The organism is Clostridium sp. DJ247 (assembly GCF_014231265.1).
This window is the reverse complement of the sequence record NZ_JABAIW010000014.1, coordinates 1-21860: the sequence shown is the minus strand read 5'-3', so window position 1 is coordinate 21860 and position 21860 is coordinate 1. Positions and strand designations below refer to the sequence as shown.

14 protein-coding genes are annotated in these 21860 nt (G+C 30.3%); 3 read left to right on the top strand and 11 right to left on the bottom strand.

The features are described from left to right. Positions 1 to 216: 216 nt before the first annotated feature. The 8 genes from HGI79_RS07665 to HGI79_RS07630 all read right to left on the bottom strand — a co-directional run bounded on the left by HGI79_RS07665 (position 217) and on the right by HGI79_RS07630 (position 12660). Positions 217 to 927, bottom strand: coding sequence for a M48 family metallopeptidase (locus tag HGI79_RS07665; protein ID WP_185650082.1), 711 nt, complete (start codon positions 925 to 927; stop codon positions 217 to 219). Positions 928 to 935: 8 nt separating this feature from the next. Next, positions 936 to 2540, bottom strand: a complete 1605-nt coding sequence (locus tag HGI79_RS07660; protein ID WP_185650081.1) for a S41 family peptidase — start codon at positions 2538 to 2540, stop codon at positions 936 to 938. Positions 2541 to 2679: 139 nt separating this feature from the next. After that, complete coding sequence (locus HGI79_RS07655) at positions 2680 to 3561, bottom strand: SLAP domain-containing protein (RefSeq protein WP_185650080.1); 882 nt, start codon at positions 3559 to 3561, stop codon at positions 2680 to 2682. 303 nt (positions 3562 to 3864) lie between these two features. Further along, positions 3865 to 5946: a leucine-rich repeat domain-containing protein gene (locus HGI79_RS07650; protein ID WP_185650079.1), complete on the bottom strand. Its 2082-nt coding sequence runs from the start codon at positions 5944 to 5946 to the stop codon at positions 3865 to 3867. Positions 5947 to 6305: 359 nt separating this feature from the next. After that, positions 6306 to 8378: a leucine-rich repeat domain-containing protein gene (locus HGI79_RS07645; RefSeq protein WP_185650078.1), complete on the bottom strand. Its 2073-nt coding sequence runs from the start codon at positions 8376 to 8378 to the stop codon at positions 6306 to 6308. Between the two features lie 74 nt (positions 8379 to 8452). Further along, the gene (locus HGI79_RS07640; RefSeq protein ID WP_185650077.1) at positions 8453 to 11419 is read right to left on the bottom strand and encodes a YhgE/Pip domain-containing protein; all 2967 of its coding nucleotides are present in this window, start codon (positions 11417 to 11419) and stop codon (positions 8453 to 8455) included. A 279-nt stretch (positions 11420 to 11698) separates the two neighbouring features. Further along, on the bottom strand, positions 11699 to 12094 hold the full coding sequence (locus HGI79_RS07635; protein ID WP_185650076.1) for a hypothetical protein: 396 nt from the start codon (positions 12092 to 12094) through the stop codon (positions 11699 to 11701). Positions 12095 to 12180: 86 nt separating this feature from the next. Then, positions 12181 to 12660: a VanZ family protein gene (locus HGI79_RS07630; protein WP_185650075.1), complete on the bottom strand. Its 480-nt coding sequence runs from the start codon at positions 12658 to 12660 to the stop codon at positions 12181 to 12183. 513 nt (positions 12661 to 13173) lie between these two features. Here HGI79_RS07630 and HGI79_RS23205 point away from each other — a divergent pair. Beyond that, positions 13174 to 13296 carry a hypothetical protein gene (locus HGI79_RS23205; RefSeq protein WP_278046693.1) on the top strand — a complete coding sequence of 41 codons (123 nt, stop codon included), beginning with the start codon at positions 13174 to 13176 and terminating at the stop codon, positions 13294 to 13296. 151 nt (positions 13297 to 13447) lie between these two features. Here the strand turns inward: HGI79_RS23205 and HGI79_RS07625 are convergent, their stop codons facing one another. The 3 genes from HGI79_RS07625 to HGI79_RS07615 form a co-directional block, all read right to left on the bottom strand. After that, a complete protein-coding gene (locus HGI79_RS07625) occupies positions 13448 to 14119 on the bottom strand; it encodes an ABC transporter ATP-binding protein (RefSeq protein WP_185650074.1) in 672 nt (223 codons plus the stop codon). After that, the gene (locus tag HGI79_RS07620) at positions 14112 to 15266 is read right to left on the bottom strand and encodes an ABC transporter permease (protein WP_185650073.1); all 1155 of its coding nucleotides are present in this window, start codon (positions 15264 to 15266) and stop codon (positions 14112 to 14114) included. The genes HGI79_RS07625 and HGI79_RS07620 overlap by 8 nt, the downstream gene beginning before the upstream one ends. Before the next feature lie 576 nt (positions 15267 to 15842). Further along, entirely contained in the window at positions 15843 to 16484 is a 642-nt protein-coding gene (locus tag HGI79_RS07615) for a hypothetical protein (protein ID WP_185650072.1), read from the bottom strand. A 471-nt stretch (positions 16485 to 16955) separates the two neighbouring features. Between HGI79_RS07615 and HGI79_RS07610 the strand changes: the two genes are divergently transcribed. Together HGI79_RS07610 and HGI79_RS07605 are read left to right on the top strand one after the other, a co-directional pair. Then, a complete protein-coding gene (locus HGI79_RS07610) occupies positions 16956 to 19073 on the top strand; it encodes a cell wall-binding repeat-containing protein (RefSeq protein WP_185650071.1) in 2118 nt (705 codons plus the stop codon). A gap of 655 nt (positions 19074 to 19728) precedes the next feature. Continuing rightward, on the top strand, positions 19729 to 21762 hold the full coding sequence (locus tag HGI79_RS07605; protein ID WP_185650070.1) for a cell wall-binding repeat-containing protein: 2034 nt from the start codon (positions 19729 to 19731) through the stop codon (positions 21760 to 21762). The last annotated feature ends 98 nt before the right edge of the window (positions 21763 to 21860 follow it).

Here is a 21860-nt window from a genome sequence, read left to right as displayed (position 1 = left end):
GTTGCCAAAACTGAAAGCACATTTAAAAACTTTTTTTATCAGTCTTAGTGAAGTGTTTTTAGAAAATCTTAGAGCCTTATATATGTTTGAGCATAGCGAGTTTATATAAGGTTCTTAGATTTTCAAAAATACAAACTTTAGACTGATTAAAAGTTTTTAACGTGCTGAAGTTTGGCAACATATCCTGGAGTATAATTTAAGTTTTCTGCTACTCACCTATAGTTTCAGCAAATATCCATTGTCTTTCAGCCACTGTCTTCTACGTTCATAATCCAGCAGCACAAGTTTAACTGTATTCCAATATTCCTTTGAATGATTCATATGTACTAAATGACATAATTCATGTACAACTATATAATCTATTATTTCCATAGGTGCCATTATAATTCTGTAATTATAATTTAAATTACCTTTAGAAGAACAGCTCCCCCAGATAGTTTTTTGATCCTTAATAATTATTTTTTTAGGTCTAACCTCTATTAGTTCGCTATAGATCTTTGTTCTCTCACTCAATATATCCATTGCTTTCTTTCTATAAAAATCAATTATACTATTCCTTATTTCCTGATGATTTTTTTCATAGTTATTTACATAAACCTTTAGTTTCCCCTCTTGGATATCAGTATATACTTTTTTGCTATGTCTAATACAAAATTCTAGCTGTAACTCTTTTCCTAAGTATAAGAACTTTTCCCCGTTTACAAATTCTTTTTCTTTATAATTAGATAGTCTATTTGTAAATAACTGAACTTTACTTATTATCCACTTTTCTTTCTTTTTTAATATAGTTTTTATAGTTTCCTCACTAACGTTAAAAGGGGAGGTGATTAAAACCTCTCCCTTATCCGTTATTCTGATAGATATAGTTTTTCTTTTTTCTCTGACTATCTTATACTTAAAGTTAATTACATTGTTATCTATCGTCATAATTTATCTCACTTTACAGTAATAGGATTGATTACATCTTTTATTTTCAAATAATAGGTTTCTCCACTTTTCAACTTTTCTTGAGGTATTATACTTATTTTTTTATCATCAACACTTTGTATATCAAAGGCTGCTCGCTCTCCTGTTTGTGAATTTATAAGCTCAATACCAGCGTTATCCTTAATTGTATTTATATTTACTTTTCTATTAAATGTAATACTAAAGGTCTTATCTTCAGACACATCTTTTAGTGTTTTCATAGCTTTATAGTTTCCATACAAAAACTTATAAATATTATCAAAATAATCCTGTGGTGCTTTAACCCATCCACTATTAGTACCTAAGTATACATTATCCTTAGAAGTTTTGTTTAATATATATTTAAATGCTGCCCAGTGGTTATCATCTTTTGCTAAATTTAAATCTATTTCAAACTCTTTTCCACCTTGGTTAACTTTTATATATCCGCTTTTATCTACGTCATCTCTGCATTTCCCGGTAAATAAATCAGCAACCGCCAAAGAATCTACATCATCTGGAACTTGGAAATCCGGTGATACTCCAACCTTTTGAATAGTATTCCCTATAGGTGAGTAGAATTTTTCAGTAGTAAGCTTTAAAGAACTGCCGTCATCTAAATCAAACATTCTTTGAGCTACTCCCTTTCCATATGTAGTAGTACCGATAAAATATGCCTTCTTATAATCCTTAACCGCTGCTGACAATATTTCTGAAGCACTAGCAGTATATTGGTTTACTAAGAAGATTATAGGTTCATCTATAACACTTCCCGTATTTTCTGCCCAATACCTTGCCTTATTACCCTCTCTATCTTCTATAGTTATAGCAGGATTTTCTCCAATAAAGTTTCCGGCTATATCAAGAGCAGTAGACATATATCCTCCGCCATTGTACCTTAAATCAATTATATAGTTATCTGGATTCTTCATTCTAAGCTCTCGAAGTTTTTGTGAAAATAACTCTGCTGTATCCTCACCAAAAGAAACTATATATATGTATGCAGTATGGTCATTTATCATTTCACCATCAACAGTAGGTAGTGTTATTTCTCTTCTTTCAACACTCATATCAATAAACGAGTCATCTCTTTTTATCCTTAAGTCAACCTTTGTTCCTGCTTCACCTTTAATATAGGAAGTTGCTTTATCCGCTGTTAACCCAACTAGTGATTGTCCATTTGCTGAAATTACTATATCTCCAGCTTTTATGCTGACTTCTTCTGCTGGAGAATTTTTTATAACATCTCTAACCTTAACCCCCTCGGCAACAATTTCAACATATATACCTATCCCATAAGTTTTGTTATCAATTGCATTTAAAAAATCTTGCTCATCACTCTTAGAAAAATATGCTGAATAAGGGTCGTTAAGGCCTTTTATAATATCTTCTATAGTAGGTTGATTTAAAACACTATCTGGTACTTGAGATACATAATTATCTCGTATTATCTGTCTAGCCTGATCTATAACAGAACTAGAAGCTTGTACCTTATAAGAAAAGCTACTTATAAAGAATATTAGTAAAGCTAAAATAGAAATAAAATTATATAATCTATAATTTACTTTATTAGACTTTGTTAACCTATGTTTCATATTATATCTGTCCTCCTAACATTTATTTCTATATAATAAAAATTATACATTATTTTATGTAATATTGAAACAATATATAAAAATCACTTTAAGAAAATATATTTTCTTAAAGTGATTTTTTAGTATAAATAAGTTAACATTATTTATTTGCATCATTTCCTACTGGTTCTAATTGAAAAGATACTGTCCATCCTTCTAGCCGAGTATCCTGTTCAACATTTACACCTGTAGGAAAAGCTAGATTACATACCTTTGCCATAAATGGACTTATGCTAAATTTACCTAAATCGAACAGCTCTGCTTTTACTACTGTTCCATTAGCATCTTTTAGTGTTACAGGCATTTTTTCTATAGTAATAGGCTTTTCTGTTCCGTTTCTCATAACTAGTGTTACTAGTATATTACCACCCTTTTGAATTCCTACACTGAAGGTAGATATAGTAAACTCTCCTTCTTTTAGTTCTGGTAGTTCATTTAAAAATTTATCAAAAACAAGCTTATCATCTATCTCTATTCCTTCTGGCAAATTCTCATACTGTGTATTAATTGTTCTTTTAGCCTTAACTCTCGCATCAAAAGCTATTTTCCAATCATCCGCAGGAATACTATCTACACGTAAGTTTTTCTTGTCAAAATATACTTTTATAGGTCTAGCTGAATGCGCTGGTATTTCTCCTAAATCTTCTAAACTAAATATCTGATAAGCAAGTATTTCTTCCTTAGAATTCTGTATAACAAAAGGAATAGTTTCAAGCTTGACCCCTGTTGAAAGACCGTTTCTTATATAAGCTTTAACTTCTAACTTATCTCCTAAATCGTAAGCATAAATGCCAGCAAGATTAATTTGTCCTTCTTGTATTTGTGGAAGTTCTTCTATTTCTTCTATTAAAATTGCTTTTTGCACATCTGACATTATTGTTTCATCATGTTCTAAAAGTGAAAGAACTGTAGGCACGTATAAGTTATTATCATTTTCCTTCTTAACCTTATTAGATTGCTTAATTTGAAATTTTTTTGACATTTTATACCTCCAAGTTTTTCGTGTTAACTCTTCTAAAGTTTAATTTATTAACCATATGAATTTTCCATTGTAATATCTAATTTGCATCTAAATTATCAATACTAACTATAAAACTATCAAATTGGATACCTAAGTTCTAAAGCTTATTCTATACTAAAAATACTAAAATCTTGTTTAATAAAAATCACTGCAATAACTTATATCCACCATGAGTATTTCTATTTTTTATTTTCCTAATTTAATATATCATAATGGTTTTGCAAAATCAAATCTAATTACATGAAAGTTTCCCACCTATTGGTGTTACTTTGTTAAAGCAACAGAAGCAGGTACTGAATTTATTTGTCCTTGTGAAACCTTGTCATTTGTAATAATTAAATCCTTTAGCCTTGGCAAACCTACTGCAAAGCTTATATCTGATACATTGTTATCACTAGCATCTAAAGTTTCTAATTTACTTAAGACACTAACGGGGGATAAAGCTGAAACAGAATTCTTTCCAAAGGATAAAACTTGTAAATTACTCATATTACTCACTGCACTTATATCACTTATATTATTTTTGTCTATATATAGTCTAACTAGATCTTTCATATCTTTAAGAGCATTTATACTACCTATATTATTTTCATTCAAATATAAATTCTTCATATAAGATAAACCACTCAGAGAGCTTATATCACTAATGTTATTTGTTTTAAGAGTTAAGGTTTCTAAGTTTTTCACATTTGATAAAGAACTTATATCGCTTATATGATTGTTATCCAGCCTTAATTCTTTAAGCTTACTCAAAGCATCCACACCACTAACGTCAGTTAATACATTATCACAAGCTGTAATCCATTTTAATTCAGTTAAGCCATGCACAGCTTTTAAGCTGCTTATACCATTTTTATTTACAGATAATCTTTCAAGCTTTATAAAATTAGCTACTGGACTTATATCCCCTACACTATTTTCATTTATATTTAAATCTGTAAGATCAGTTAACCTACTAATAAGCTCTATGCTGGTAATATGATTTTTACTTACATCTAGTGATTTTAAGTTAGCTAAGTCCTCTATACCATTTAAAGATGAAATGTTATCTTCTGATAAGGTTAGGTTCTCTAAGTTAACTAAATTTTTAAGCTGAGAAAGATCTGATATATTAGTATTATTGGCAACTAAGGTTTTTAAATTTATCAAGTTTTTCAGAGTATCTATATTATCTATATTTGTATTTTCTATATATAGATTTTCTAGGCTAATTAAATCCTTTAATGGAGTCAAATCAGATATACTGTTTTTCCCTAAATTTAAAACTTTCAAATCAGTTAGATTTTCAATTCCAGATAAATCAGTAATATTCTTATTCCATAGATTTAATTGTGTTACATTTTCAACCTCAGCTTTTCTTATATCTCCAGTAGGCTTCTCTATTTTATCTCTTATTTCCTTTTCTAAATTTTTATCTTTAAAGGTCATTATAACATTAGGATCTTCTATTAAATTATTAAGCTGGGCTATATCATATATCTCCTTGTTCCTATACCTTACCCATTGTAATTTAGGAAACTTTTTTAGCTCTCCTAAATCACTAATTTTATCTTTATCCAAATTTAGTCTCTTTAAATTGCCCAAGGTCTTTAAACTGCTTATTTCAGCTATTGAATTTTCATCTATATATAATTTAGTTAAATTCTTTAAATTACCTATTCCCTCTACACTATCTAATTCATTTTTACTTAATATTAACGTCTCCAAACTAGTTATATCTTTAACATTATCCGCATTATCTATGTTGTTGTCCTCTAGAATCAATGTCTTTAACTTTTTTGTATCTTTAAGCGCTCTTGGATCACTAACCTCATTCCTAGTTAAATCTAACTCCTGAAGAGACGTTAACTTCCCTAAAGCATCTATGTTTTTCACTTTATTATCCTTTAAATTAAGCTTTTGAAGCTCGCTCAATTGTTGTAGTGAAGTCACGTCAGCTATATTATTCTTATGCAAATCTAGCTTTGTTAAATTAGTCAAATTCTTAAGTGGTGTCAAATCACTTATATTATTACCACTTAAATCTAAACTTTGTAAATTTACAGCACCTTCTATACCCGTAATATCAGTTATATTCTTGCTTCTTAAAGTTAACTTAGTCACTGGATACAAATCAAACTTCGTCACATCACCACTTGCCTTATTTATAGCCTCCCTCACAGCCTTCTCAAGATTCTTATCCTTGAACTTAACAGTACTTGTATCAACTATATTAGATACAAACATTTTATTCAAAATTGTATTTTTACTATCTAACCTTATAGGATCTGCCATTACTGAAGTAGCACATATAAAAATCATTGTTCCTGCTAAAAATAACGAAACCTTTACTTTACTCCTGCTCATACTCCACACCAGCCTAAGCCAGCACTCTCCCCCCTTTTTATATACTATGTAAACATAAAAAATCCCCTAATATAAACCAACCTTCCCACTATACTTTATATGGAGTTCTAGACTTGAAACTTAACTTATACGTAGGGGCATATTACCAATGTTGAAGTCACATTTAAATATTTTTTTATTAGTCTTAGCTCAAATTTGAGAAAAAATCTTAGAACTTTAGATATGTTTGAGTGAAACGAGTTTATCAAAGTTCTTAGATTTTTATCAAATTTAAGCTTTAGACTAATTAAAAATATTTAACGTGGCGAAACATGGGAATATGCCCCGGAGTATAAGTTAAGTTTCCGCCTACGAACTCTCTACTCCGTCACGTCAATTTCCTTAGGCAATGCATTAATCACATACTTAGGTACATCTGTATTAGTTAAAACTAGATTCTTTAGCCCTGGAAGCCCCTTGACCACATCTATATTTGAAACAGGGTTATCTCCAATATCTAAAGTATCAAGATTTACTAAATCTTTAATAATAGATATATCCTTTATATTATTGTTGCTAAAGGATAAGCTGCGAAGATCTGTCATATTTGACACAACACTTATGTCTTCTATACTGTTCTTATCTAAATACAATCTAGTTAGTCCACTAATATCCTTTAATGATGAAACATCCTTTATTTTATTTTCATATAAATATAAGTTTTTTAATGAAGTTAAATTAGCTATTGGAGAAATATTATTTATATTATTTTTCATAAGACTAAGAGTCTCTACAGCTTCTAATGCTTTAAGCTCAGATATATCCTCTATTTTATTTTTATCTGCATGTATTTCCTTGAGCTTAACTAAACTGCCAATTCCATTTAAATTGATTAGATTATTTTCATTAGCTGTAAGCCATGTAAGCTGTTTGTTTTCATTTAAAGGCTTCAATGTGGTTATATTGTTCTTATTTATAGAAAGTCTTTCAAGCTCAGTCATATTAGTAACCACACCTATGTCTGAAATATTATTGTTATTAATGTTTAAACTCTTTAACCTAGTTAAGCCCTTTAACCCATCTATATTCTTTATATGATTCTTACTTATATCTAAGGTTTCTAAATTAATTAAATCAGTTAAGTCATCTACATCTATAATATTATTATCATTTAAAGTTAAATTCTCTAGATTTGTCAAAGCCTTTAGTGCTGATATATCTGATATTTTAGAACTAGATATTTGAAGACTCTTAAGGTTAGTTAAATCTGATAAATCATCAATGGTAGTTAAATTAGCTTTAGATAGATACAAGCTCTCAACATTAGTTAAATCCTTTATTGGACTTAAATCTGTTATCCTATCTCCAAATAAATTTAAAGACTTTAATCCACTTAAATGTTCTATCCCTGAAAGATCCACAATATTTTTGTTGGCTAAATTTAAATCTTCAATAAACTCCACATCAGCTGTGGTTAAATCACCACTTGGCTTATCTATATTTTTTCTTATTTCTTTTTCTAAATTTTTATCTTTAAACTGTATAGGTATATTAGCCTGTTCCACAATATAGTCAAGTTTCCCTAAATCAGTTATTTCAATTCCTCTATACTTTAACCATTTTAAATAATGCATGTTATCTAATTCTTTTATATTCTTAATTTTATTTTTATCTAAATTTAAACGCTCCAATTGTGTCATATTCTTAAGAGATCTCACATCTGTAATCTTGTTATCATCTAAATAAGCCACACTTAAATTCTTTATAAATGGCAGCCAACCTATATCAGATATGTTGTTTTTACTTAGGTATAAATTTTGTATACTTTCAACCCGTGCCAATTCATGAATATCCTCTATGCCATTTTCTGATAGGATTAAAATTTTTAAATTTCTAAGATCTCCAATAGGCTTAAGATTAGTAACATGATTTTTTGTTAAGTCAAGATTGGTTATATTTTTTAAACCTGACAAAGGTGATATATCTGTTATGTCATTATGTCCTAGGTACACCTTTTCTAATATTGTTAAATATTTAAGTGGAGATATATCTGATATCTTATTCTCATATAAATTAACTTTTCTTAAGCTAGTACAGTATTCTAAGGGAGTTAAATCTTCTATCTTATTATAGCTAGCATCTAGTGTTTCTAAAGCTTTAAAGTAATTTAATCCTTTAAGGCTTGTTATGCTTCTATTTCTAATATTAAGTTCTGTTATACTCTCAACATCTTCCTTGCTTATTGGGGCACTAGGTTTGTTTATTTTTTCTCTTATAGCACTTTCCAAGTTCTTATCAGTAAAGATTATTTCATTATTGTTAATCTCAGCTAGGGATACATTGCTAGAAGCTATAGCTGTATCCTTAGCCCATACTGGCTCCTTAGAGCTATTTACATTAGAAACACATATGAAAATTGTGGTTAAAACAAATAAAAGTTTCTTATTGATCATATTATCTACTGGCTGTAACCCCAGTATCTTCACCTCTCTTTACAAATCTCACCTTATAAATAGGTTCCAACATCTTAACTAATGCTATGTTCATGATTATTTTGCTCTTTTTCCTCTATTCCTTTTGCTTTTATTTTCAAATTTTTATTTTTAAACTTTGTCTTTATATTATCTATATGTCTCTTTGACACCATAGAAAGAATTAGAAATGCAATCATTACTACAATAAGTATATCTATGTCCTTTGTTAAAACACGAGCATCTATACCTGAATTAATTTCTCTCATAGCAGATATTGAGTAGGTAAATGGTAAATATGGTCCTATAGTTCTAAAGAACTTCGGCAGCAGCTCTCCTGGAAAAGTACCATTTGATGATGTGAGTTGCAGTAGTAACACTATTACCGCTAAAAGCCTTCCAGCATCTCCGAATAAAAACACAAAATTTTGAAGTATAGCTACAAATACAAGAGATAAAAAAATGTTAAAGGCAAAATATGCATGTATGTTACTAGGCTTTAAGCCTATTTTTAGTACTATAATACTTATTAATATAGCCTGAAAGATTCCAATTACTGAGTAGGTTAGGTATTTTCCTAAAACTATTGAAGCTGGACTAACTTTGGCTTTTAAATTGTAATCTACTTTTTCTGTAATTACAAAGAACATCATAAGGGCTCCTACCCATAAGGAGAGTGAAACAAAGTATGGGGCCATACCTTCTCCATAAGTTTTTACATTATATAGAGGTTTATCCTGAAAGTTAACAGGATCTGATATATACTTACCCATATTCTTACTACTAACTACCAGCTTATCAGATAGCTTTTCAGCCCCCTCCTTCATCTTGTCATTTAATTCAGCTATGCCTTCATATAATTCACCTACACCATCCTTTAAGTCAGGCATTTTATCCTTTAAGGTTTTTATACCGTCTTTTAACTTTGATGAACCATCTAAAAGTTTAAATAGACCATCTGATAAATCCGTTGAACCATCATTAAGCTGTTGGACTCCATTCTGTATATCAGGTACTTTTTGATTTAGTTCACCTAATTTATCTGTAATTGTTTTTGAACCTTCATTAATTTTAAATAATCCATCTGATAAATCTCTAGTTCCATCTGATAGTGTACTTATTCCACTAGTTAAATCCGGCACTGTACCTTTAAACTTATTTACTCCATCTCTAAGATTTTGTGAGTTATCATACAAAAGTTCCGTACCATTCTGTAAAACTTTCACACTATCATGAAGTTTGTCTAATCCATTGTATAAGTTAGTAGAACCCTCAGCTAGCTGCTGTAATCCCCCAACTAGGTTTCCTACTCCATTTGAAGCATCTCCAAGCCCTGAGGCTATAGATGTAGCTCCCTGATATAGAGCTAATGTTTGTTTTAACTCACCTAAAGAATTATCAATATTGCTTGCACCTGCTGACAATTGTTTTAATGTATTATGTACCAAAATTAATTGCTTTAATTGATCTGGCAGAGTATTTGCATTTCCAGTTGACTGTATTAAACTCATTGCCTGCTTATAATAATCTGACTTTTCTATTTCATTTGCCATTACATTTAAATCAACTGCAGTCTGTGCTAATTTTGAACTTGGAGCATCTATACTAGACCCATTCAATATATCCGCAATTTTTAACAAATCGCTATTTCTAGTTGCAGCATCATTACTATTTTTTATTTCATTAAAGTAACTATCTAAATTACCTACAATATTAAAATCATTCTTCCAATTATTTATAGATGTCTGAGATATAGGTACCGTACCTGACTTTATTGCTGGATCTAATTTTTGCATTCCCTCGTATATTAGGTCTAGCCCATCACATATGTTGTCAATAGGCGGCTTTACTCCACTGTAATCTGGAGTGAGAAGCTTTGCCATAATACTTTCAGGGATTTTTGACTGCATCTTATCTGCACCATTTTTAAGAGCAGGAAGCCCTACATCTTGTTTTACATTACCTTGGTCATCCTTAGCATATAAAGCCTGTGCACTACTAGCTGCAGTATTAAGTCCATTTTTAAGCTCATTAGATCCATCTCTTAGTTTATCTACTCCATCTATAAGTTTAGGCATACTGTCATTAATTGTTCCTAAGCTTTCCTTAACGCTAGAAGATCCATCATAGATTTGGTTAACACCATTACTTAAATCTGGCATCTTATCATTTAATGATGTAACTCCATCCCTCAGCTGTGTGCTGCCATCATAGGCATCATTTATTTTCTTATTTAAAGAAGATGAGCCTTTGTAAAGTTTGTTAACTCCATCTAACAAATCTGGCATATTATTATTAAGCTTGTTTAATCCATCATGTAGCTTATTACTTCCATCATAGGCGTCATGCAGTTTATCGTTTATAGTAGAAGATCCGTCGTATAAATTGTTTATACCATCTTCCATAGTTGGTATTTTGTCCTTAAGCTCAGTAACTCCATCTTTAATTTGAGAGGTTCCGTCAGCAGCTGATTCCATGCCGTCTCTTACTTCATATAAGTTATCAAAGACCTTATTTGTAAAGTTATCCATTATTCCCTGGTCTACACTCTCTTTTACCGCTTTAGCTGCTTTATCCGTTACCAAACCAACCACATAATTTTTTTTCTTATTGGATACATATATAAGCTTAGGTTTTTGCAATTTCCCTTTGTCAGCATCCAATAGATTCTGTGAAAAGTTATCCGGGATTATTATCATTGCGTAGTACTTATCTCCAGCCAAGCCAGCTTCAGCTTCCTTACGAGTCTTTACAAACTTCCAAGCTAAATCCTTATTATTTTTTAATTTGTCTACCATATCATTACCATAGTTAACTATTGCATTATCTGTAGTTCCTCCCTTGTCCAGGTTTACAACTGCAACTGGTATATTTTCAGTTTTACCATAGGGATCCCAAAACGCCGCGAGATAAAGTCCTCCATATATAAGTGGAACCATAATAATTGCTATAACAGAAACTGTTGTAAATTTTTTACTATATATGCTGCGAATATCACTGAATAACACCTTAAAAAAATTCATACTATCTCACTTCCTTTAAACGCTTATATACTATGTTAAATACATTATATGAACTACATTACATGAAATATACTTTTGAACTGACCAGTCAGTTATATTAAACAACTTTTTCGTATATATGTCAACAAGTATTAATAGTCTATTGGCTAATTTACAGCTAAATACCTAGATTGTATTGTTACTATAAAGCGTAATTATAATTTTTCAAGGTTAAGTCCTAGACAACAAAAATAAGGTATGGGATTAACGTATCCCATACCTTATTTTTGTTGCTAGTTATTACTCTATAGTTATATTTGCTATGTTCTTTCCGTTTTGAACTGCCTGTACATTTACTTTCATATTATTATACTGTACTTTTAACTGTTTTGCATACTTTTCTGCTAAAGCTTTAGCCTCCTGTTCACTTACACCATCTTTTATTAGCATAGTGGCAATAGCCACATTATTTTGAACATAAACTTGTCCATTGTATATTTCTTTTTCTTTTTTCAATTCCTCTGTTTTCTTAGTGTCCTGAGCTATCTTAGGGCCATCTTGTTTTTTATTTTCTGAAACCTTTGTAGTATTATTATCATTTTTACCAGACTTACTAAACATGGAGCAAGCCGATAGAGATGTCACTATAGTTAAAGCTACAAAAAATATAGACAATTTCTTAATATATTTATTCATATGTAAATCACTCCTTTTACCCTTGCTCTAGATTATTTTAACATACCATATTTTATAGGTCAAAAACCAAATGTTTCCATAGCATTTTATACTTTACTATAATGTTTTCCCCTAATAACTTTATAATATAGAAAATAAAAAATAAAAATACCTATTAAACTCCCAGTAAAATCTATAAGAACATCACTTACTAATGAAGTTCTGCCAGGAACAAACATTTGATGAAATTCATCTGTAACAGCATAGAAGAGACATATAAACATTATGTATATTACTGCTCCCCTACCTTTAAAGCTAAAAGAAAAAAATGCAGAACTTACTAACAATGCAAGAACTAAATATTCAAAAGCATGTGCGTTCTTTCTAATAACCAAGTTTAATCTCTCTTCTCTATTATTACTTGGAAGTTTAGAATTTAGAAGCTTAGGTTCGTTTTTATATTCACTTCGTATATCATTTAAGAAATGATAGCTTCTTTCATTTGATGTTTTTCCATTGTTGGAAGAATTATAAAATATTAATACCATCCACATTATACATAACATAGTTAAAAATAACTTTTTCATTTCATCACCCTCTGGAACTTTTATAAATAGTTCTTTAAATTATATCACTTAACCACTTTATTTTGTTTGAATTATACTATAAAATTTGTAAATAATATTATAATAATCCACAAGATTGTTAACAGATCATTAATATCTACATATAGTTACAAAATAAATTATGTTATGTAAATACTTACTTCTTATTACCTTCTGAAATCTCTATAAATACTTTTTTTAAATTATATAATTTAAATACTTTATTTTATACAAATTATATAATAAAATTTGTAAACAATATTATAACAATCCATGTAATTGTTAACAAGTTATTTATATCTACATAAAATCATGTTATGTAAATACTTACTTTTTATGGATTTATCCATTGAAACAATTTCCATTATAATATATAATATACAATATCAACTATAATACGATATATAATTACATTTAAAATTTCACATTAATACCTATAAAATTACAATTAAATACATAATAAAAGGTAAATACATAACAAAAGGAGTTACTATCATGAAAAACCAACTTTCTCCCATTGAAGCACGCAAAAAAAACATAAAAATTACTATATGGACTTTTTCAGTATTAGTTATGGTACTGGTTTCTGTAGTTATTTTTGCTATATCGTCTTCATAAATGAGGCAAAGGGGCTGTCTCAGAATATACTTTTATTGAAGGATTTACTAATAATCTTTCATAAATAAAGATAAACACTATTGAATTTCAGTAAATTTGATAGTGTTTTTACTATATCTCGGAGTATAAGTTAAATTTCGGGCGTGATTATCTATACTACACGCCCATCTTTGATTTCTATTATTCTATCAGTTTTCTTAGCTATTCTTTCATCATGGGTTATTATTAAAAAAGTAGTTCCAAAATTCTTATTTATATGTCTAAATATATTATAAACACTTTCAGATGAAGCTGAATCTAAATTTCCTGTAGGCTCATCTGCCAATATAATTTCAGGGTTATTCATAAGTGCCCTAGCAATAGCAACTCTCTGTTGCTGTCCTCCTGATAAATCATATATCTTATGTTTTTTTATTCCTGACAGCCCTACTAATTCAAGAAGTTCCTCAGCCCTTTTACGAGTTTTTCTTCCATAGAAAAAACTTTTTATAGCATGAGGCATTATTACGTTGTCTAAGGCATTAAATTCTGGTAAAAGATAGTGAAACTGAAATATAAAACCTATCTTTTTGTTTCTTAAAGAAGCTAACCCTCGTCTGCTCATCTTATCTGTTCTATTACTATGTATGTAAACTTGTCCATTCGTAGGAGTATCAAGGGTTCCTATTATATTTAATAATGTAGTCTTTCCACTGCCTGAAGCTCCTATAATAGAATTAAAAGAACCTTTTTCAATGGATAAATTCACATCATACAACACCTGACTTCTGACTCTTCTTCCATATATCTTATTAACATTTTTTAATTCTATGATGTTATCCATTTTTTATAACCTCCACTGGATTTAATCTAAAGGATTTTAAAGCTGGGAAAAGTGCCCCTGTAGTTGAAGCTACTATACTAATCAACACTGATTTTACTATAAAGCTGTTATTTATAATTATATTAACTATAGGACTGCCATCTGAAGACACAATATACCTGTTAAAACCCTTGATATAAACTATTGTTAAAAATATACCTAAAGCAGTACCTAATACTCCTAAAATAAAAGCCTGCAGCAAAAATATAAAAGAAGAAGAAATCCCCCCCATACCCATGGCCTTTAAAATACCTATTTGCTTATATTTCTGTACTACGCTTATACCAAGTATACTTATTATACTTAACACTGCTGCTAGAAGTACAAAAAACTGTATTACAACAGAGCATATCCTTTGTCCAATTATACCACTGGCTAAAAGTTCATTTTGATCTTTCCAATTTTCTACTTTAAAATTCTTACTATCTAAACTTTTTTGTATTTTCTCTCCTAATACGTCCGCATTATAAGCATCCTTAACAGAAATTTCCATAGAAGTAACTTTATCACCAATTGCTGCTCCAGCTTGTGCTGTTTGCAAATCTGTTATAATCCAAACACTATTTAACTTAATTGCACCCAAGTCATAAAAACCTACCACTGTAAGTTCTGTGATTTTTCTATCAAAGGTTGTAATAGTGATTTCATCACCTATGTTTATTCCTAATTTATCTTTCAAATTCTTACCCACAAGCGCTTGTCCACTATTGGTAATCATATTTCCTTCATATATCTTCCTCTGCATTCCATATAAAGAGTTAACATCCTCAGTAATAAAACCCCTAACTTGAATATTTTCTTTTATATCATTAAGCTTTATAATCCCATGATAATCAACTACCGGCGCCACTGTATTTACTTCTGGATTTAAGCTTTTAATTTTATCCCTCTTATGCTGCCAATCTTCTATATTGCCTTTATTAGCCTGTACAGTAATATGAACGAAACTCCCAACTACCTTATTAAGTAAGCTTCCCTCAAGGCCCTTGCTTAAAAGTCCAATAAATATCTGAACAGACACTCCTATGGCAATACCCAAAACTATCACTAAAGTCTGAAACTTGCTTTTTATTAAAAATTTCCACGCAATTCTAAGAGCTGTTAACATTTTCTTCCTCCAAATTCTATAAATTATTGTATAGTGTTCTACAGTAGAAATTTAACTTATACCACCGTATATACTACCATGCTTCGTTACGTTAAATATTAATATTCTAGATATACTTTAGATACAAAGGTAGCAAATTGACATTATGATAATTCAATATATATATAAGTTCGCAATATAGAAATCCAATATAGGGTTCCAAAGTAGAAACTTAACTTATACTCCGGAATATGTTGCCAAACTTCAGCACGTTAAAAACTTTTAATCAGTCTAAAGTTCGTGTTTTTGAAAATCTAAGAAACTTTGATAAACTCGTACCTCAGTCCGGACCAACTCATCAATTACCATTGATAAGTCGCTCGTTGAAAGCCATTCAGGCTTTCAACCATATCAAAGCTCCTAAGATTTTCTAAAAACACTTCACTAAGACTGATAAAAAAGTTTTTAAATGTGCTTCAGTTTTGTCAACATATTCCTGCGTATAAGTTAAGTTTAGAGCTAGAAACCCTATATAGGGTTTCTAGCTCTAAATTCAAATTATATTCCCAATATACGTTGAGTTCTGAGTCAGGAACCTTATGATTTACTATTGGTTTTTTCTAAAAGCTGAGGCATCCTTCCTGTTAGTGCGTATATTAGTTCCCGATTCATACTTATAGTCCAGTTGCCGTTTTGCTGTAAAAGCTTTATCTTAACTTTATTAGTAGTTCTAGGGCAATTATTGCTGTTAAATCTATCCATAACATACTTCATACCTAATTCTTTTGCCTTATTCTTAGCCTCTACCTTCTCTTTGTCATTTCCATTAATATATTTATCTATAAGTGGCTGCAAAAACGTTGATGTCATTTCACCATATATAGCAAATAAATCAGGTGAGTTAACTTCTATAAAAGCTTCACCTTTATTATTTCTATAAGAACAGGATAGTATTTTATAGTCAGTTCTAGCAAATACCTCTCTAAGTAACTTTTCTTCAGTTTCACTGCTAAATTTTAAATCATTATTGTAGACTTCTTTACTTTTATCTAAATACAAAGCTGCAGTATTAAAATCTCCAGACCTAATGGAGATAAAAAATTTTGATATATGCTCCTCAGGCTTAACTGTGGAAAAATTTTTACTAGATTCACTAGAACTCCAATTATATAATACTACATAAACACATGGAACGATAAATATTATTAAACATAAAAACCACTTTAAAAATTTTTTCATATTATCCTCACACTTTTCCAATCTTAAAACTATATATAGATACCCATAGCTTAAATTTAACTTATACGTAAGTATATATTACCAATGTTGAAGTCACATTTAAATATTTTTTTATTAGTCTTAGCTCAAATTTGAGAAAAGCCTTAGAACTTTAGATATGTTTGAGGTACGAGTTTATCAAAGTTCTTAGGATTTTCTCAAATTTGAGCTTTAGACTAATTAAAAATATTTAACGTGACGAAACATGGTAATATATACGGTCGTATAAGTTAAATTTCGGACATGGGTATCTACAACAACTAGTGCTTTTGTTACCTAAACAACTTTTCCACAGACTTCATCACCTATATACTTTGTTTTCAATATTTTTACAATACTAATCCTTATATTTCTTAAACTCTTTAATCCATTTGACTGTTATAATTTGTAATGTTAAAATTTCATTATTAGGAAAAATAAGGGGGATGCTATATGAAGAAAAATTTAAAGTCTTTAAGATTAATTAGTTATGTAAGCTCAGCAGTCTTAGTTTCTTGTATATATACAACCAATGCTTTTGCGGCAGATACAGTAGTTAGACTTGCTGGACAAGATAGATATGAAACTGCAGCTGAAATTTGTAAGAAGGGCTGGAGTCAATCAGACTACGCTGTACTATCCAGCGGTGAAAACTTTCCCGATGCTTTATGTGCAGCTCCACTGGCTAAGAAATATAATGCTCCTATTCTCTTAACTTCTAAAAACGAATTAAATACTAATACTAAAAATGAACTAATAAGACTGAAAGTAAAGCAAGTATTTATTACTGGGGGTACAGGTTCTGTTTCGGCACAGGTTGAAAAGGCTCTTAATTCTATGAAAATAAAGACTGTACGATTTGCAGGAAAGGATAGGTATGAAACTGCACTTAAAGTGGCTGGTGAAATAGGTATCAATAGTAATGGTATATGTATAGTTAATGGTAATGACTTTCCTGATGCCTTATCTATATCATCCATAGCTGCTGTAAATGGAATGCCAATTGTACTAGTACCTAAAGATTCATTAACTAATGAACTATCAAGTTACATAAAACAAAACTCTATAACAAAAACTTATGTTATAGGTGATGAAAATTCTATAAGTGAACATGTTGCTAAGATTTTTCCTAACTCCAAAAGGTTATCTACCTCACAAGAAAATAGATACTTAGGTAATACTTCTATTATACAACAATTAGGACAAGACCTTAGCACTAAAAATAGCTGTATAGCAAGTGGGGAAAACTTCCCAGATGGCTTAGCAGGCAGTGCTTTTGCAGCAAAATTAAATTCTCCTATAGTATTAACTGATGGACAAACAGCAAGAAACTGGGTTTATAAAGGAACTGATGCTACTTATTTATTTGGTGGTCCAGCTTCTATAAGTAAGGATTTTGAAGCTTATATAAATGGTACCCTGAAAGATACTGATATTGCTTCCATAGATGATGTGAGCGTGGATACAGAATTAAATAGTAATTACGAACTACCGGCATCGGTAAAAGCAGTTTTACTTAATGGTACAACCACAGACGCAGCAATAACTTGGGATGAGAGCGCTATTGATACAAGTAAGATTGGAACTTATAAATTTAATGGTACTGTAAAAGACTATAACAAGGATGTAACTTTAAACTTAAATGTAGTTGATACAAATACTTTAGAAAAAGGAAATTTATCTGGAAATATATTTAATGGACAATCTGCAGCTCAAAAAGGAGACTTTGTTTACACTATTAGTGGAAATGGTATAAAAAAAATAAATACCACAAAAACTACTAGTTCCTTAATAAGAACTTCTGGCAGTGTTGAATCTATAAATGTAGCTGGAGATTGGATTTATTATCAAAATTCTAATGATCCTGGAGTTTACCCAAGTAATATCGGCAGCGGAATTAGAACAATGCACGGAAAAATATATAAGATAAAAACTGATGGTACTAATGACACAAAACTGTGCGATGACGTAGCTTTATATCCTACAGTAGTGGAAGACTGGATTTACTATATTAACTTATCTGACAATGGTAACTTATATAAAATAAAAACTGATGGATCAAACAAAACTAGCTTAAACAAGGATACTGTAAGTTTCTTTGATATATCTGGTGGATATATCTATTACAAAAATGATTCGGATAACGCTAAGCTGTACAAGATAAAAACTGATGGATCCAATAGAACAAGCTTAACAACTGATAGTGTGTCTCAAATTATAGTTATAGATAACTACGTTTACTATATAAGCTCAAGTGATAATTATAAGCTTCACAAGATACAAACTGACGGAACCAACGATACTACACTAACAAGCACTGGAGTTAGGTGCTTCAACACAGCAAAGGACTATATTTACTATGTAGGCTCAGATGCACAAAGTATTAATAAGGTAAAAATTGATGGATCAGATGGAAGTACTTTTGTACAAGGCACTGGGATTAAACATATATATGTATTAGGTGATTGGATTTACTATTCTTCATCCTCAAATAATATTGATTATAAAACTTACAAAGTAAAGCTTGATGGTTCAAGTAATCAAATGGTTTCTAATTTAACAATAAATTAATACAATAAGGCTGCAGCTTCATTTGTTTCAGAAGCTGCAGCCTTTTCTTACGTATATATAGATATCCAACCTCAAAACTTGACTTACCCACCGGGGTATATTACCAATTCTTAGGCACCATAAATACTTTTTTATGAGTCTAAAGCTTGGATTTTGGAAAAGTCTAAGAACTTTGATAAACTCGTTTCACTCAAACAAATCTAAAGTTCTAAGACTTTTCCAAAATCCCGCGCTAAGACTCATTAAAAAAGTATTTAAATGTGCCGTCAGAACTGGTAATATACCCCTCAGCATAAGTAAATTTTAGAAGTTGGATATCTATAACTGAGCATGCCCGAAATTCAAGTTATACTTGCCCTCTACTTCCATTATTTCTGCATTGAACTATGCACGTTCTTAAAATATAATCTCTTATGTCAGATAAAATAAACTTAATTGCAACTTTTGACATCATTTCTTAAGTATGCTATTCCAATGGATAAACCACATAAGTATTCATGAGTTATATATGTCTAATAGCAAAGAAACTAAAAAGATTAAAAAAGAAAGATTACCTAAATTGGTACATGATAGTAAAGCTACTATAAGAATGAGTGAGGAATTTAAGACAAAAGATAAAAAAGGATAATCTAAATATAATCAGGAGGTTTTTTAGATGAATAAAAGAAATAAGTTTATCATGTTCTTGTTAACACTTGCTATAGTTGCAGGATCTTCAGTTTACAATACTAAAGCTGCCTCCTCTATATCTAGACAAGAAGCACAAAATAGAGCTTACGAAATGGCGTATACCTCCTGGCACTATGAAAAAAGCTTCAACGGAAATACTACAAGCTATATTCAATTGCCTGATTACTTAAATAATGTAACTGCTTCTGAGGAAATAGGAATTCCATATACCTATGGAGGCTCCGATGGAATTGATACAAGCTCTAATAGACTGTGGAGTAACTTTTTTGATGCTATAAATAAAGGGGCTACCGCTGGTAACGTACTGTTTGACGAAAATGGGTATAAAGGAGAAACTGCTGGTATAGATAATGCAAGCTTTATACAAAGTACTTTAAAGATTCCAGGTAAAAAGCTGACTACAAATACTTTAGGACAATATTTAACTCCTATATCTTTTAGTGATTTAGCTAATATGGACGTGCTTTTATCAAAAGGGAAGTATGTAGCCTTTTTCCAAAGTTGGGTTTACGATGATTTTGGCAATATAATTGGAGCTAATACTTTAGAAGCTACTATTGACAATAATGATGGTGCAGGACAAAAGGTAAAGGAATATTACAGATCTAAGGATTATATAATGAATAATTATAAACCATATAGATATAATTCTATAAACAATGACTATATAGAGAATAATTCCGTACAACCTATTGTAGAAAACCCTTTATATAGACAAGCTATTGATAAAAATAATGGAGTAATACACTTTAAATGGGGTTTCAACCATACTAACAGCTCTGGATATGAAACTGCTTATAGAATTAGAATTTACAGCGGAGATATAAATGACAGTTCAGCTTCATCAGGTGTATTAGTTAAGCAAGTTTCTGAAAACTCATCAGCTACTGAAACAAGTATATACTTTAAAGATATGGCTGAAGGAAACTATTATTTTGTCTTAGAAACTAAAAACAGCGAAGGATACTGGAGTAACCCTGTAGTAACTCCATTTAAATTTACAAGTAATATAAATAATGCTTCCTCTAAAATAAAAGACGTTGTAAGGTATGGTGGAGCTACTAGGTATGAAACTTCAAAAATAATAGCTGAAAATAACTTCGTAAATTTTGATTTAAAGAACGTAGTTATTGCTAGTGGTAACAACTTTCCAGATGGTTTATCTGGAGTTACTTTAGCCAGAAGACTTAATGCACCTTTACTTCTTGTAGATAAAAATCCTGAAGATGCAGGAAGTCAGATTACATTACAATATATCCTTAACAATATTAAAAAACATGGCAAAATATATATTTTAGGTGGAGAAGGTGCTGTTAGCAACTCATATATAGATTATCTAAAACAAAATGGATATTCACAAGATAACATAGTTAGAGTTGGTGGATTAAATAGAAACGAAACCAGTGTAAACATTGCAAAGGAGTTAAACATGCCAAAAGGTACTCCTGTTGTAATAGCAAATGACTCTTCCTTTGCAGATGCTTTAAGTATTTCATCTAAAGCTGGTTCTAGTCAAATGCCTATATTGTTAACTTCTAAAGATGAATTAAATCAAGAAGTAGCAGACTACATTAAAAATATTAATCCTTCTAAAGTATATATTGTAGGAGGAACTGGCGTAGTTTCAGATAGTGTAAAAAATGAAATTGCAAATATTACAGCATTGAATAGCAGTAACATTATAAGATTAGGTGGACAAAATCGATATGAAACTTCTGAAAATATAAATAGTTATTTTTATGGAAGTAACTTCAGAAATGTATATGTAGCAAACGGCGAAAATTTTCCTGATTCATTAAGTGGAAGTGCTGCCGCTGCCTTTAATAATGGAGCACCTTTAGTGCTTGTATCAGATAACTCATATGTTAATGGAGCAAGAGCAATAAATAAGCTTACAGGAAATAAACAAGTTACAGTTCAAGTATTTGGCGGAGATAAAGTAGTAACTAACAACCTTATTTCTAAAATAAATAACGCATCTATGAAACTTCAGCAATAATACCTGATCAATATATAGATGACCACGCCCGAAATTTAACTTATACTCCAGGATATATTACCATGTTTCGTCACGTTAAATATTTTTAATTAGTCTAA

Coding starts and splice junctions, on each gene's coding strand:
- HGI79_RS07645 (WP_185650078.1), bottom strand. CDS start 8,378: ATGATCAATAAGAAACTTTTATTTGTTTTAACCACAATTTTCATATGT.
- HGI79_RS07635 (WP_185650076.1), bottom strand. CDS start 12,094: ATGAATAAATATATTAAGAAATTGTCTATATTTTTTGTAGCTTTAACT.
- HGI79_RS07660 (WP_185650081.1), bottom strand. CDS start 2,540: ATGAAACATAGGTTAACAAAGTCTAATAAAGTAAATTATAGATTATAT.
- HGI79_RS07640 (WP_185650077.1), bottom strand. CDS start 11,419: ATGAATTTTTTTAAGGTGTTATTCAGTGATATTCGCAGCATATATAGT.
- HGI79_RS07615 (WP_185650072.1), bottom strand. CDS start 16,484: ATGAAAAAATTTTTAAAGTGGTTTTTATGTTTAATAATATTTATCGTT.
- HGI79_RS07650 (WP_185650079.1), bottom strand. CDS start 5,946: ATGAGCAGGAGTAAAGTAAAGGTTTCGTTATTTTTAGCAGGAACAATG.
- HGI79_RS07605 (WP_185650070.1), top strand. CDS start 19,729: ATGAATAAAAGAAATAAGTTTATCATGTTCTTGTTAACACTTGCTATA.
- HGI79_RS07620 (WP_185650073.1), bottom strand. CDS start 15,266: ATGTTAACAGCTCTTAGAATTGCGTGGAAATTTTTAATAAAAAGCAAG.
- HGI79_RS07655 (WP_185650080.1), bottom strand. CDS start 3,561: ATGTCAAAAAAATTTCAAATTAAGCAATCTAATAAGGTTAAGAAGGAA.
- HGI79_RS07625 (WP_185650074.1), bottom strand. CDS start 14,119: ATGGATAACATCATAGAATTAAAAAATGTTAATAAGATATATGGAAGA.
- HGI79_RS23205 (WP_278046693.1), top strand. CDS start 13,174: ATGAAAAACCAACTTTCTCCCATTGAAGCACGCAAAAAAAACATAAAA.
- HGI79_RS07665 (WP_185650082.1), bottom strand. CDS start 927: ATGACGATAGATAACAATGTAATTAACTTTAAGTATAAGATAGTCAGA.
- HGI79_RS07610 (WP_185650071.1), top strand. CDS start 16,956: ATGAAGAAAAATTTAAAGTCTTTAAGATTAATTAGTTATGTAAGCTCA.
- HGI79_RS07630 (WP_185650075.1), bottom strand. CDS start 12,660: ATGAAAAAGTTATTTTTAACTATGTTATGTATAATGTGGATGGTATTA.